The sequence below is a fragment of the Luteimonas sp. 3794 genome (assembly GCF_031456825.1).
Classification (GTDB): Bacteria; Pseudomonadota; Gammaproteobacteria; order Xanthomonadales; family Xanthomonadaceae; genus Luteimonas.
Genome location: NZ_JAVDVJ010000005.1, coordinates 91,355 through 105,089 on the forward strand (window position 1 = coordinate 91,355; position 13,735 = coordinate 105,089).

Annotated in this window: 15 protein-coding genes and 1 pseudogene; 11 read left to right on the plus strand and 5 right to left on the minus strand. The window is 67.7% G+C overall.

All coding sequences use genetic code 11. The features are described 5' to 3' along the window. Positions 1–66: 66 nt before the first annotated feature. Positions 67–930: an outer membrane beta-barrel protein gene (locus J2X52_RS09530; protein WP_310152127.1), complete on the minus strand. Its 864-nt coding sequence runs from the start codon at positions 928–930 to the stop codon at positions 67–69. A 267-nt stretch (positions 931–1,197) separates the two neighbouring features. On the opposite strand from J2X52_RS09530, the gene rpe reads away from it, so the two are divergent. The 9 genes and pseudogenes from rpe to J2X52_RS09575 all read left to right on the plus strand — a co-directional run bounded on the left by rpe (position 1,198) and on the right by J2X52_RS09575 (position 9,190). After that, the gene (rpe, locus tag J2X52_RS09535; RefSeq protein WP_310152130.1) at positions 1,198–1,881 is read left to right on the plus strand and encodes a ribulose-phosphate 3-epimerase; all 684 of its coding nucleotides are present in this window, start codon (positions 1,198–1,200) and stop codon (positions 1,879–1,881) included. Further along, entirely contained in the window at positions 1,878–2,363 is a 486-nt protein-coding gene (gene rraA / locus J2X52_RS09540; protein WP_310152132.1) for a ribonuclease E activity regulator RraA, read from the plus strand. Before rpe ends, rraA begins: the two co-directional genes overlap by 4 nt. Positions 2,364–2,669: 306 nt before the next feature. After that, a complete protein-coding gene (gene yegS / locus J2X52_RS09545) occupies positions 2,670–3,620 on the plus strand; it encodes a lipid kinase YegS (protein ID WP_310152134.1) in 951 nt (316 codons plus the stop codon). A 147-nt stretch (positions 3,621–3,767) separates the two neighbouring features. Beyond that, the gene (trpE, locus tag J2X52_RS09550; RefSeq protein ID WP_310152136.1) at positions 3,768–5,252 is read left to right on the plus strand and encodes an anthranilate synthase component I; all 1,485 of its coding nucleotides are present in this window, start codon (positions 3,768–3,770) and stop codon (positions 5,250–5,252) included. Positions 5,253–5,301: 49 nt separating this feature from the next. Then, on the plus strand, positions 5,302–5,880 hold the full coding sequence (locus J2X52_RS09555; RefSeq protein WP_310152138.1) for an aminodeoxychorismate/anthranilate synthase component II: 579 nt from the start codon (positions 5,302–5,304) through the stop codon (positions 5,878–5,880). An 88-nt stretch (positions 5,881–5,968) separates the two neighbouring features. Further along, complete coding sequence (gene trpD, locus J2X52_RS09560) at positions 5,969–7,006, plus strand: anthranilate phosphoribosyltransferase (protein WP_310152141.1); 1,038 nt, start codon at positions 5,969–5,971, stop codon at positions 7,004–7,006. A gap of 105 nt (positions 7,007–7,111) precedes the next feature. Further along, positions 7,112–7,468 carry an antibiotic biosynthesis monooxygenase family protein gene (locus J2X52_RS09565; protein WP_310152144.1) on the plus strand — a complete coding sequence of 119 codons (357 nt, stop codon included), beginning with the start codon at positions 7,112–7,114 and terminating at the stop codon, positions 7,466–7,468. A 78-nt stretch (positions 7,469–7,546) separates the two neighbouring features. Next, positions 7,547–8,329: pseudogene (gene trpC / locus J2X52_RS09570) on the plus strand (indole-3-glycerol phosphate synthase TrpC); the annotation flags it as partial. A 138-nt stretch (positions 8,330–8,467) separates the two neighbouring features. Further along, positions 8,468–9,190: a haloacid dehalogenase-like hydrolase gene (locus J2X52_RS09575; protein WP_310152480.1), complete on the plus strand. Its 723-nt coding sequence runs from the start codon at positions 8,468–8,470 to the stop codon at positions 9,188–9,190. A gap of 139 nt (positions 9,191–9,329) precedes the next feature. Here J2X52_RS09575 and J2X52_RS09580 read toward each other — a convergent pair whose 3' ends face one another. The 3 genes from J2X52_RS09580 to crp form a co-directional block, all read right to left on the minus strand. Further along, complete coding sequence (locus J2X52_RS09580; RefSeq protein ID WP_310152147.1) at positions 9,330–10,079, minus strand: sulfite exporter TauE/SafE family protein; 750 nt, start codon at positions 10,077–10,079, stop codon at positions 9,330–9,332. 75 nt (positions 10,080–10,154) lie between these two features. Beyond that, positions 10,155–10,628: a GNAT family N-acetyltransferase gene (locus J2X52_RS09585; protein WP_310152150.1), complete on the minus strand. Its 474-nt coding sequence runs from the start codon at positions 10,626–10,628 to the stop codon at positions 10,155–10,157. A 10-nt stretch (positions 10,629–10,638) separates the two neighbouring features. Continuing rightward, positions 10,639–11,274 (minus strand): cAMP-activated global transcriptional regulator CRP, encoded by a 636-nt coding sequence (crp, locus tag J2X52_RS09590; RefSeq protein WP_310152482.1) that lies wholly within the window; start codon positions 11,272–11,274, stop codon positions 10,639–10,641. A gap of 190 nt (positions 11,275–11,464) precedes the next feature. On the opposite strand from crp, the gene speD reads away from it, so the two are divergent. After that, positions 11,465–12,256 (plus strand): adenosylmethionine decarboxylase, encoded by a 792-nt coding sequence (speD, locus tag J2X52_RS09595; protein ID WP_096300045.1) that lies wholly within the window; start codon positions 11,465–11,467, stop codon positions 12,254–12,256. 177 nt (positions 12,257–12,433) lie between these two features. Here speD and coq7 read toward each other — a convergent pair whose 3' ends face one another. Then, positions 12,434–13,081, minus strand: a complete 648-nt coding sequence (gene coq7, locus J2X52_RS09600; protein WP_310152158.1) for a 2-polyprenyl-3-methyl-6-methoxy-1,4-benzoquinone monooxygenase — start codon at positions 13,079–13,081, stop codon at positions 12,434–12,436. 223 nt (positions 13,082–13,304) lie between these two features. On the opposite strand from coq7, the gene rplM reads away from it, so the two are divergent. Continuing rightward, positions 13,305–13,733 carry a 50S ribosomal protein L13 gene (gene rplM / locus J2X52_RS09605; RefSeq protein ID WP_159677749.1) on the plus strand — a complete coding sequence of 143 codons (429 nt, stop codon included), beginning with the start codon at positions 13,305–13,307 and terminating at the stop codon, positions 13,731–13,733. Positions 13,734–13,735 lie beyond the last annotated feature (2 nt).

The following is a 13,735-nucleotide window of genomic DNA, read 5'->3' on the forward strand; positions in this document are numbered from 1 at the left end:
AGACACAAAAAGAAGAAGCCGGCTTGCGCCGGCTCCTTCATGACTCGATGACGCTGGCGCGATGGATCAGAAGCGCCAGTTGACCGTGGCGCGCGCGGCGCCGTAGTCGAAGTCCTTGTCGCTGCGGCGCATGTCGGTCCCGGCCGGGTTGGCGATCAGGAAGGGGTTGCTCGCCGGCGCGGTGCCCGGACCCGTGCGCACGCGCTGGTCGTCGGCTTCCAGGCTCGTGAACAGGTATTCCAGACCGACCGACACGTTCTCGCCGAGCTTGCGCTCGTAACCCACGCCCGCCTGCCAGCCGAAGCCGGTGGTATCGCCATTGCTGGTGAACGCATTCGCGCCGTTGCTGGTGGTGAACTCGTTGTCGATCTTGGCGTGCGCCATGCCGCCGGTGAGATAAACCAGGTTCGCGGAATCCGCGCCGAAAGCGTAGCCCGAGCGCAGACGCAGGGCAGCGACGCGATCGACCTTGCGGAACATCGTGTAGTAGGCGGGCGTGGTGCTGAAGGCGCTCACGGCATCGCGGACGTCGTTGGCGCCGTATTCGCCGACGACACCGAACACCCAGCTGCCCATCTGCCAGTCGTAACCACCGCGCACGCCATAGTCGGCGCCGCCGCGGTTCTTGCTGCAGCCGGCGGCCGGCGTCGCGCCCTGGGCCGCGCCATTGCAGAACCCGGGCGAGAACGCATTCACGCCGGGGGTGCCGTCAGCGCCGGGCGCGGTGCGCACGGTGTCGCCGTAGACGCGGTCGAGGTTGGTGTCGAACACGAAACGGTCGCTGCTGCTGTCTTCGGGGCTGTCCACCACGCCGCCATAGAGGCCGACGTAGCCGCCGGTCCAGGTGTCGTTGGCGGTCTGGGCAAATGCGGCGCCGGTGCTGGCGGCGAGCAGCGCGAGGCTGGCGGATGCGGCGTGGATCATTTTCATCGGGGACATCTCCATTCTTGTTTTTGCCGGCCGGGTGAACTCGGCACGGTGCGGGGGCACCGCCGCCGGGAAGCGGCGGGGCGAAAGAGATACGCAGGCATGCGTGACGACGGAGGCATGCACCGGCCCGGGACGTGAATGAATTTGGAAACGCAGTTCAGGCTGCGCTGCACCGGACGCGACACCACGGCGTTTGTCACCGCGTCATGCGCTTTAGAATGCGTATGCGGTCCGCAGGCCGCGCCCCCGCCCACTCTGGAAGCGCCCATGCAGCCCGCCGTCATCGCCCCCTCGATCCTCTCCGCGAACTTCGCCCGTCTCGGCGAAGAGGTCGACAACGTGCTCGCCGCCGGCACGGACTGGGTGCATTTCGACGTGATGGACAACCATTACGTGCCGAACCTGACGATCGGCCCGATGATCTGCGAGGCGCTGCGCAAGCACGGCGTGACCGCGCCGATCGACGTGCACCTGATGGTCGAGCCGGTCGACCGCATCGTGCCCGACTTCGCCAAGGCCGGCGCGTCGCTGATCAGCTTCCATCCCGAGGCCAGCCGCCACGTGCACCGCACGATCCAGCTGATCAAGGCCGAGGGCTGCCAGGCCGGTCTGGTGCTCAATCCGGCGACGCCGCTCGAAGTGCTCGACTACGTGCTGGAGGATCTCGACATGGTGCTGCTGATGTCGGTCAACCCCGGCTTCGGCGGCCAGGCGTTCATTCCCTCGACGCTCGACAAGCTGCGCCAGGTGCGCGCGCGCATCGACGCGTGCGGCAAGCCGATCCGGCTGGAGATCGATGGCGGGGTCAAGCCCGACAACATCGGCGAGATCGCCGCGGCGGGCGCCGACACCTTCGTCGCCGGCTCGGCGATCTTCGGCAAGCCGGACTATCGCGCGGTGGTCGAGGCGATGCGCGCCGAGATCGCACGCGCCACTTCGCTGCGCGCGTGAACGCGGACGTCGTCACCTGCGACCTCTGCGACGCGCACCCGGATGTGGTGCGCGTGCTCGATCTGCCGCTGCGCGATTTCGGCGGGCGTCGCGCCTTCTCCGGTATCGTCAGCACCGTGTGCGCGCTGGAAGACAACTCGCGCGTGCGTGAGGCGGTGGCGGAAGCCGGCGCGGGCCGCGTGCTGGTGATCGACGGGGGTGGTTCGACGCGGCGCTCGATGCTCGGCGACCTGCTGGCCGAACAGGCGGTCGCCAACGGCTGGGCCGGTGTGCTGGTGCATGGCGCGATCCGCGACAGCGTCGCGATCGGCCAGCTCGATCTGGGCGTCAAGGCGCTGGGCACGGTGCCGCTGAAGACCGAGAAGCGCGGCCAGGGTGTGCGCGATGTGCCGGTGACCTTTGGCGGCGTGACGATCCGGCCCGGGGACTGGCTGGCCGCGGATGCGGATGGCGTGCTGGTCGCGGATCGGCCGCTGGGCTGAGGCTGCGCGTCTGCGCGTTGTTCGAGCATCGGGGCGTTGCCGGGTTCGGTCCTCACCCCACCGTCCGCGCTGCGGACGGTTCCCCCTCTCCCGCACACGCGGGAGAGGGGCCTCGGCGGCTTCCGCTGCGCGGAAGCGCGTTCTCGCTGGAGGCTGATCCTGCCTCCGCCCGTCGTCCCTGCGATGGCCTTCCATGCTCCGGGCGTTCGATGACGTGCCGATGACACGCGTGAGGGCCGGTTAACAGCGATGCCCCGGGCTTCCGCTACGCTCCGCGCCACCTCCACCACCCGCACGACCCTCCGCATGCCTGACCCGCTTTGGCGCCTGATCCTCAATGGCAAATCCGCGGGCGACGAGGCCGTGCGCACGGCTGTGACGGCCCTTCGCGCGCGCGGGGTCCACATCGACGTCCGGGTGACCTGGGAAGCCGGCGACGCGGAGCGTTACGCCGCCGAGGCGCTGGCGGAATCGGTGGACACGATCATCGCGGCCGGCGGCGACGGCACGCTCAATGCCGTGGTCTCGGTGCTCGCGGCGCAGTCTGCCGATGCCGGCGACCTGCCTTCGCTGGCGCTGCTGCCGCTCGGCACCGCCAACGATTTCGCGACCGCTGCCGAACTGCCCGAACTGCCGGAAGAGGCACTGGCGCTCGCGCTCGACAGGCCGGCCGTGCCGGTCGACGTGTTGCGCATCGAAACCGAGGACGGCGTGCACTGGTGCGCGAATCTCGGGTCCGGCGGCTTCGGCACGCAGGTGACCGTGGAGACGCATGCCGGCTTGAAGAAGGTGCTCGGCGGACTCGCGTACTTCATCACCGGCCTGTCGCGCCTCGGCCGGATCGAGCCGCTGCAGGCGCGGATCACCGGGCCGGATTTCGCTTGGGCGGGCGATTTCATCGCACTGGGCATCGGCAACGGCCGTCAGGCCGGCGGCGGGCAGGCGTTGTGTCCCGATGCCTGCATCGACGATGGCCTGATCGACGTCACCATCGTTCCCGAACTCGAAGGCGAACTGGTCAACACCTTGCGCACCGCATTGACCGAGGGCAAGGTCGCCGCGCTCGACCAGGTCGCCGTCCGCGCGCAGCTGACCGAACTCGTCGTCGAGTCCGACACGCCGCTGGTGCTCAATCTCGATGGCGAACCCGCACGCGCGCGGCGGTTCGCGATCACCTGCAAGCCCGGACGTCTGCGGCTGCACCTGCCGGACGACTGCCCGCTGCTCGTCGGGTCCCCGCGCGGTACCACGGCCTGAAGCTGTCGCGCGTTTCCGGCCGAGCCGCTACAGTAGCCGCCATGCACGCGTCCGCACTCCCGCATTTCCGTTTGCCCGACGCCGGCTGGCGATGGTGGCGTACCGCCTCCGTTGCCCCCGTTCGTCCGACTGACCAGGAAATGCCGCGTGATCACGCACACCGAGTTCCAGCACTACGCCGCTGACGGCCACACCCACGTTCCCGTGGTCCGCGAGGTCCTGAGCGATCTCGATACGCCGCTCTCGGTCTACCTCAAACTCGCCGACGGTCCGCATACCTATCTGTTCGAATCGGTGGAAGGCGGCGAACGCTTCGGCCGCTACTCGATCATCGGTCTGCCGGCCGAACGTGTGTACGCATTCCACGGCCACACGCTGACGGTGCGCGAGCACGGCGAGGTCATCGAGACGCGCGAGGTCGAAGACCCGTTCGCCGAGGTCGAGCGTCTGCGCACCGCGCATTCGGTGCCGCAGATCGACGGCCTGCCGGACTTCACCGGCGGCCTCGTCGGCTGGTTCGGCTTCGAATGCGTCGAGTACATCGAACCGCGCCTGCGTGACGCCCGGCGCGTCGACGTGCGCGACGAGCTCGGTACGCCCGACATCCTGCTGATGCTGAGCACCGAGGTCGCGGTGTTCGACAACCTCAAGGGCCGGCTGTATCTCGTGGTCCACGCCTACACGGGCGAACCGCAGGCCTGGCTGCGCGCGAACCGCCGGCTCGATGCGCTGACCCATCGCCTGCGCCAGGGCGGCGCCGGGTACCCGGAAACGTTGCAGCCGGCCGCGCTCGACGAATCCGATTTCGTGTCCGGCTTCACCCGCGAGGGTTTTCTCGACGCAGTCGCGAAGACGAAGGAATTCATCGCCGCAGGCGACGCCTTCCAGGTCGTGCTGTCGCAGCGCATGTCGGTGCCGTTCAATGCACGACCGGTCGACGTCTACCGTGCACTGCGCGCGTTGAACCCGTCGCCGTACATGTATTTTCTCGACGTCGGCGGCACCCAGGTCGTCGGTTCCTCGCCCGAAATCCTGGTGCGACTGAAGGATGGCGAAGTCACCGTGCGCCCGATCGCCGGCACGCGGCCGCGCGGCGCGACGCCGGCGCAGGACCAGGCGCTCGAAGCCGAGCTGCTGGCCGATCCCAAGGAGCGTGCCGAGCACCTGATGCTGATCGACCTCGGCCGCAACGACGTGGGCCACGTCTCGGCGCCGGGCACGGTCGAACTGGGCGAGCGCTTCGTCATCGAGCGCTACAGCCACGTCATGCACATCGTCAGCGAAGTGACCGGCCGGCTGAAGGACGGCCTGAGCTACGCCGACGTGCTGCGCGCGACGTTCCCGGCCGGCACCGTCAGCGGCGCACCGAAGGTGCGCGCGCTGGAGATCATCCGCAGCCTCGAGCCGGTCAAGCGCAACGTCTATTCGGGCGCGGTCGGCTACATCGGCTGGCACGGCGACGCCGACACCGCGATCGCGATCCGCACCGCGGTGATCCAAGACGGCCGCCTCTACGTACAGGCCGGCGCCGGCATCGTCTACGACTCGGATCCGGAAATGGAATGGGCCGAGACCATGAACAAGGGTCGCGCATTGTTCCGCGCGGTCGCGCAAGCGGCGAAGGGTTTGTGATGCATCGCGCCGATTCCTCCTTAGCAGTTCGCTCCGCCGGAACCACCCCATGCTGTTGATGCTCGACAACTACGACAGCTTCACCTGGAACCTCGTGCAGTACCTGCAGGCGCTGGGCGCCGAGGTGCGGGTGGAGCGCAACGATGCGCTGTCGGTCGACGAGATCCAGAAGCTCGCACCCGAGCGCATCGTGATCTCACCCGGTCCGTGCACGCCGAACGAAGCAGGCGTGTCGCTGGAACTGATCGAACGCCTCGGCGCGACGACGCCGATCCTCGGCGTGTGCCTGGGTCATCAGGGCATCGGCCAAGCCTACGGCGGCAAGGTCGTCCGCGCGCAGCGCATCATGCATGGGAAGACCTCGGCAATCCGCCACGCAGGCCGCGGTGTATTCGCTGGTTTGCCGGACGGGTACGAGGCCACGCGCTACCACTCGCTGGTGGTCGAGCAGTCCTCGTTGCCCGAGTGCCTCGAAGTCACGGCGTGGACCGAGAACGACGACGGCAGCCGCGAGGAGATCATGGGCCTGCGTCATCGCACGCACCCGGTCGAAGGCGTGCAGTTCCATCCCGAGTCGATCCTGACCGAGCACGGACATGCATTGCTGAAGAATTTTCTCGAGCGCTGACGCCGGTACCGCGCAAGCGCCGTCATCCCGGCGAATGCCGGGATGACGAGAACAACGCATGACCTCTCACGAACTACCGGCCACCCCAATGCCCATCACGCCCCACGAAGCCCTGCAACGCACCATCGAGCACCGCGAAATCTTTCGCGACGAGATGGTCGAACTGATGCGCCAGATCATGCGTGGCGAGGTGTCGCCGCTGATGACCGCGGCCATCCTCTCCGGCCTGCGGGTCAAAAAGGAAACGGTCGACGAGATCGCCGGCGCCGCGCAGGTGATGCGCGAGTTCGCGCTGCCGGTGCCGGTCGCAGACGCGGATCGCGCGCATCTGGTGGACATCGTCGGCACCGGCGGCGATGGCGCCCACACCTTCAACATCTCGACGGCGAGCATGTTCGTCGTCGCCGCGGCCGGCGCGAAAGTGGCCAAGCACGGCAACCGCAGCGTGTCGTCGAAGTCGGGCAGCGCGGATGTGCTCGAAGCGCTCGGCGCGCGCATCGATCTGCAGCCGGACGCGGTGGCGCGGTGCATCGCCGAAACCGGCATCGGCTTCATGTTCGCGCCGGTGCATCACCCGGCGATGCAGGCGGTCGCACCGGTGCGACGCGAAATGGGCGTGCGCACGATCTTCAACATCTTGGGACCGCTGACCAACCCGGCCGGTGCGCCGAACATCCTGATGGGCGTATTCCATCCCGATCTCGTCGGTATCCAGGTGCGTGTGCTGCGCGAGCTCGGCGCGCAGCGGGCCCTGGTCGTCTGGGGCCGCGACGGCATGGACGAGATCTCGCTCGGCGCGGGCACGCTGGTCGGCGAGCTGCGCGACGGCGAGGTGCGCGAGTACGAGATCCACCCCGAGGATTTCGGCATCGCGATGGCGGCCAGCCGCAATCTGCGTGTCGAAAACGCCGACGAGTCGAAGGCGCTGGTGCGACAGGCGCTCGACGGCACGCCGGGTCTGGCCCAGGACATCGTGAGCCTCAATGCGGGCGCGGCGCTGTACGTTGCCGGTGTAGCGGCTTCGATCGGTGCGGGTGTCGAGCGCGCGCGCGATGCCATCGCTTCAGGCGAGGCGTTGCGCCGTTTGGAGACCTTCGTCACGCAGACGCAGCGTTCGACGTCCTGACGGCACATCCGGGTTCCCTGCAATGGAGTGCGCAGGTATGCTGAATGCGGTGCAAGGATGCTGACCTTTCGTGATTCAAGAAGCGATCCCTGCATGCCCTCTCCCGTGTTGCTCCGCCCGCCGTATCACGTTGCGATTTTCCGCTATCGCCGCAACGGCGAGGACGCGGCCGGCTTTGTGGAATCGCGTCGGGATCTGCTGGAGATGGCGACACGCCAGCCCGGTTGTCTCGGCGTCGAATCGATCGAGGACACTGGCGGCGAGGGTGTGACCCTGAGTTACTGGACCGACGAAGCCTCGCTTCGCGCCTGGCGTGCGCACAGCGCACAGGGCGCGACATCCGACAAGAGCCAGCGCGGCTGGTACGACCAGTACGCGGTGCAGGTCGCCCGCGTCGAACGCGCGTATGACTGGGCACGCGACGAAACCGCGGAGGCCCCGGACGCCGTGTTGCCCGGCTGAGGGTCCGGCGCGCCGTCGCCTGCGTTATCGTGTGCGGCCTTTCCAGACCGGCGCCTGCGCTGGCCCATGGTGCAGATCTTGAACGACGTCCTGCAGCGCATCCTTGCGCGCAAACACGAAGAAGTCGCGGCGCGTCGTGCCGCGCGGCCATTGGCCGACATCGCCGCGCGCGCGGCGTCCGCGCCGCCGGTGCGCGGGTTCGCGGCCGCAATCGAGGCGAAGATCGCCGCCGGTCAGGCCGCGGTCATCGCCGAGGTCAAGAAGGCCAGCCCGTCGAAGGGCGTGATCCGCGCCGACTTCCAGCCCGCCGAGATCGCGCGCAGTTATGCAGCCGGCGGCGCGGCCTGCCTGTCGGTGCTGACCGACATCGATTTCTTCCAGGGCGCTGACGACTATCTCGTGCAGGCGCGCGAAGCCTGTGCGCTGCCGGTGCTGCGCAAGGATTTCATTGTCGATCCCTGGCAGGTGTACGAGGCGCGTGCGTTGGGCGCGGACTGCGTGCTGCTGATCGTCGCCGCGCTCGACGACCGCCAGCTGGTCGAGATCGCGGAACTGGCGATGTCGATCGATCTCGACGTGCTGGTGGAAGTGCACGACATTGATGAACTCGAGCGTGCGCTGCAGGTGCCGGCGCCGTTGCTGGGCATCAACAACCGCAGCTTGCGTTCGTTCGAGGTCTCGCTCGACACCACGCTGGAACTGCGCAGCGCGGTGCCGCGTGATCGCCGCCTGGTCACCGAGAGCGGCATCCACACCGCCGCCGATGTCGCGCGCATGCGCGAGGCGGGGATCGATGCATTTCTCGTCGGCGAAGCTTTCATGCGCGAGCCCGATCCGGGCGCCGCGCTGCGCACACTGTTCGCGGTACCGGGCGCGCAGGCGCCCGAACGCGCGCCGCATGCTGACATCTCCGCGATCGCGATCGCCGCGGCGACCACGCCGGCGCCCGTGGAAACGGACACCGCCAGCGCCGACTCGGGCACGCCGGTCGTGGCCCAGCTGCTCAAGGACACGGCGGCGAACGACACGGTGCGCACTGTCGTCTTCGATTTCGACCACACGCTCTACGACGGCGACTCCGGTACCCACCTGTTCCGCTGGCTGATCACCCGCAGCGTCTGGCGCACCGCGTTGGCGTGTCTGGCCGCGCCGGTGCTCGGCCCGATGATCGCGTGCCTGCCTACGCGCCGCTACGGCATCTCCGGTTTCGTCTGGATCGGCACTGTCGGCCTGCACAGCCGCGGCGTGCTGGACCGGTTGATCGACCGCTACGTCGCCGACAACGCGGCGCAGATCAAGCCCAAACTGCTGCCGATCGCGCTCGACGTGCTGCACGCGCATCGCGTGGCCGGCGACAACGTGGTCATCGCGACCGGCGCGCCGCCGGAGCTTGCCCGCGCGATTCTCGCGTTCGTTGCGTACGAGGCGGTGCCGGTGATCGGTACTGCGGTCGGGCCGCGATTTGGTGCGGTCGTTGCCACCCGCCACTGCCACGCCGAAGAGAAGATGCGCATGCTGCGCGAGCGGGGCTATGACGAGATCGACATCGCCTATTCCGATTCCTCCGCCGACCTGCCGCTGCTCAGGGCCGCGAAGGCGCCGGTGGTGGTGAACCCGAAGGCGTCCAATGTCGACATGTTCCGCCGCGCGCTGCCGCCGGGCACACCGGTGCTCAACTGGGGCTGTGCCGACCGCGGCGGCGATCCGGTCGCCGCGCCTTAGACAACGGTCAGGGGGAAGCGCTCCGGCCCTGTGTAGGAGCGCGCTTGCGCGCGATGCGGCTTTCCCGGTCAAGCCGCATCGCGCGCCAGCGCGCTCCTACAGATGTCGACCATGCGCAGGCCCGAGTCGCGCCCCGGCCTCAAGCCAGCAGCGTGCGGCCGATCTGGTAGAGGCTGATCGCCATCACCAGCACGCCCACCGCGAGCAGCACCCAGCGCTCGCGGACGTGCCGGACGAACAGCGCGGCCAGCGGCGCGGCGATCATGCCGCCGACCAGGAGGCCGAGGATCACGTCCAGGTGCTGCAGGCCCATCGTCAGGAAGAACGTCACCGAGATCGAGACGGTGACCAGGAATTCGGCGGCGTTGACCGTGCCGATCGTGGTGCGCGCGGCGCCGCCACGGGCCAGCAGGGTGGACGTGGCGACCGGCCCCCAGCCGCCACCGCCGCTGGCATCGAGGAGACCGGCGAAGAAACCGAGCAGTGACACCCGGCGGACTTCCTTTTTCGGCCTCAGCCGGCCGGCCGCGCGCAGCAGGATCACGATCGACAGAATCAGCAGATAGGCATAGATGAAGGGTCGGATCACGTCACCCGGAAGCCGGGTCAGCACGTAGGCGCCGATCGCACCGCCCACCATGCCGGGCAGGGCCAACTGCAGAAACAGGCGCTTGTCGACATTGCGCATCGCCAGGTGCGAGGCGCCCGAAGCGCCGGTCGTGAACACCTCGGCGGTATGCACGCTGGCACTGACCGCCGCCGGCGGCACGCCCATGCTCAGCAGCACCGACGACGACACCAGCCCGAAGGCCATGCCGAGCGCGCCGTCGACCAGCTGCGCGGCCAGTCCGACTAGCACGAAGAACAGGAATTGATCGCCGAGTTCCATGCCGGAGGCTCCGAAGGCCAGCGCAGTGTGCAGTGGATGCGTGACCGGGGCGTGTGCCGCCACCGGCGCGCGGCTTCAGGCGTCGCCGAGCCGCTTGATGAAGCGCAAGGTGCCGTCGGAGAAGCCGCAGGCCTTGTAGAAGGCGTGTGCGTCGGCGCGCTGCGAGCCACTGACCAGTTCGAGGCGCGCGGCGCCGGCGAAACGGGCCCTGCGGTCGGCTTCCTTCAGCAGTTCCCGCCCGAGTCCCTTGCCCTGGGAATCGCTGGTCACGACCAGCGCGGTGATGCGGCAGGTCGTCGAGCCCAGCGGCAGGTAATACATGAAGTCGAGGGCGATCAGGCCGCAGACCCGGCCGCCGCTGCGCGCGACCACCAGCGCCTGGCGGTCGTTGTCGCTGATCAGGCGGATGCGCTCGCGGGCCTCGTGCTCGGTGCACGGATAGCCCATTTCGGACAGCAGCGCGGCCACGTCGTCGGCATCGATCAGCGACGCGCTGCGCAGGTCGGCGTCGGGCAGGTCACCCCGCGGGCCGAAGTGTCCGAGGCTCACGCGGCCGGTCCTAGCGGGTGCCGAACAGCACGACGGTCTTGCCGCGTGCGGTGAGCTTGTTCTCGGCCTGCAGCTTCTTGAGCACGCGGCCGGCCATCTCGCGCGAGCAGCCGACCAGGCGCGCCAGCTCCTGCCGCGAGATCCGCAGCTGGGTGCCCTGCGGATGGCTCATCGCCTCCGGCTCGCGGGTCAGGTCGTGCAGCGTGCGGATGATGCGGTCGGTGACGTCGAGAAACGCGAGACGCCCGGCCTTGCGGCTGGTGTCGAGCAGGCGACGGGAGAGCTGCGCACCGATCGCGTACATGATCGAAGTGGCGTCATTGGCCAGCACGCCGTCGAACAGCTGGTAAAGCCGCTCGTAGCTGATTTCGGCCAGCTCACACTGGGTGCGGGTGCGCAGGATGACTTCGCGCACGTCGGATTCTATGAACAGACCCATCTCGCCGACCAGTTCACCGTTGCCGAAGTATCCCAGGATCAGTTCGCGACCGTCGTCTTCCTCGGTGATGATGCTGACCGATCCGCTGACGACGTAGTACAGCGTGCCGGCCGGATCCCCGGGGCGGAAGACTTCGCTGCGCGGCGGATAGCGGCGGCGATGACAGTGCGCCAGAAAACGCTCGATGGCGGCAGGCGTGGGCGCCATCGGATGCGGCGGGCGGGCATGGGGATTGATCAGGGCCACAGGTGTCGGAGTCATGGGCTTCGGATCGGGGGAATGGCGCAGAGTAGGCGCTCCTGCTGCCCGGGGCAAACCCGCTTGCCCCCGAGGTCGCGGCGCGCGGGTGCTTTGCCGCATAATCGTCGTTTCGCCCAACCCCCGAGGGTCGACCGCTGTGGTCAAACCGCTCCCGCGCCTGAAGCTCCAGGGTTTCAACAACCTGACCAAGGCGCTGTCGTTCAACATCTATGACGTGTGCTACGCCGCGTCCGAGGATGAGCGCCAGCGCTATATCGCGTACATCGACGAGGTCTACAACGCCGACAGGCTGACCCAGATCCTGACCGATGTGGCCGAGATCATCGGCGCGAACATCCTCAACGTCGCCCGCCAGGACTACGAGCCGCAGGGCGCGTCGGTGACCATCCTCATTTCAGAGGAACCGGTGATCGACAAGGCGCAGGCCAAGGGCGTGATTTCCGACGCCGTCGTCGCCCACCTCGACAAGTCGCACATCACGGTGCACACCTATCCGGAAACGCACCCGGACAACGGCATCGCGACCTTCCGCGCCGACATCGACGTGGCGACCTGCGGCGTGATCTCGCCGCTGAAGGCGTTGAACTACCTGATCGAAAGCCTCGAGTCGGACATCGTGGTGATGGATTATCGCGTGCGCGGATTCACCCGCGACATCAAGGGCAAGAAGCACTACATCGATCACAAGATCAATTCGATCCAGGACTACCTGGCGAAGAACATCAAGTCGCGCTACGACGCCCTCGATGTGAACGTCTATCAGGAGAATATCTTCCACACGAAGATGCACCTGAAGGAGTTCGATCTCGACCAGTACCTGTTCGAAGAGAAGGCCCGCAATCTTTCGTTCAAGGAGCGCATGAAGATCGAAGCGCGCCTGCGCCGCGAGATCGAAGAGCTCTATCACGGCCGCAATCTGGTCGACTGACCGGGCGTGACGGGTCATCCGTGATGCGTGCTTGGCCTGGGCGGATCATGCAAAAAGAACGGCCCCGCTTGAAGCGGGGCCGTTTTCATTGAGCGGGTGATGCGCGGGCGGGTCATCGCAGGTGGCTGTTTTTGCTCTGCGCAATCACATCACCCGTGACGAATCCAGGGCCTGCATTCACAGCCTGTACGCCACCGCCTTCATCAGGCTCGACGCGGTCGCCATCAGCGACGGCACCGGCCACGGCAGCACGCGCGCGCCGGCCTGCTCGGCGTGTTCGGCATGGCGGGCCTCGTCTTCCTTCATCTGCTTGAGGATTTCCCGGCTGCGCTGGTCGGCTTCGGGCAGGGTCTGCAGATGCTCGTCGAGGTGCGCCTCGACCTGGCGCTCGGTCTCCACGACGAAGCCCAGATTCCAGCCATCGCCGCGCAGTCCGGCGACCACCCCCAGCGCATAACTGCCGCCGTACCAAAGCGGGTTGAACACGCTGGGCCGGCTGTCGAGTTCGCGCAGTCGCTGCGCGCACCAGGCCAGGTGGTCGGTTTCCTCCTGCGCTGCTTCAAGTAGGTGCGCCCGCGTGTCGGCCTCGCGGGCCACTGCGGCCTGGCCGAAGTACAGGCCTTGGGCGCAGACCTCGCCAACGTGGTTGATTCGCATCAGGCCGGCGGCGTGGCGGCGTTCGGCACCGTTGAGCACGACATCGGGCGTCTCGACGGCGGGATTGGGGCGAGTGGCCGGCGGATTGCCGAATACCGTGTCGAGCGCGCGCTGGGTTTCGACCAGCAGCTGGTCGACGGGATTGAAGCGGGGCCGGGGGAGGGGCATCGGTTGGATTCCTGCAGCGCGGCAGGCGGGCCGCGTCCCGTATCATTCTCGGCGCTAGCCCCGTGCCACGCCAGCGTCCGGCAGCGCGCTTCCCCCGCCAGCTTGCGTGGGGATGGGCAGGCGGCTATCATTCCGCTTCTGTGTTGCACGCTCTACAACGCGAGGTGACGTTCCGCCGGCTTCCGGCGCAACCAGCCCGACCAGTCACCCACCGAGTATTCCCATGAAGACCTTTATTGCCAAGAACGAGACCGTCCAGCGCGACTGGTACCTCGTCGACGCTTCCGGCAAGACCCTGGGCCGCCTGAGCGCGGAAATCGCCCACCGTCTGCGCGGCAAGCACAAGCCCGTCTACACCCCGCACGTCGACACCGGCGACTACATCATTGTGGTCAATGCCGAGAAGATCGCCGTGACCGGCAAGAAGATGACGGACAAGCTCTACCACCGTTTCACGGGCTACATCGGCAACCTGAAGACCGAGACCCTGGGCCAGGCGCTTGAGCGCCACCCGGAGCGCGTGATCGAGATCGCCGTCAAGGGCATGCTGCCGAAGAACACCCTCGGCCGCGCCATGTACCGCAAGCTCAAGGTCTACAAGGGTGCCGAGCACCCGCACGCCGCACAGCAGCCGCAGCCCCTGGAACTCTAAGT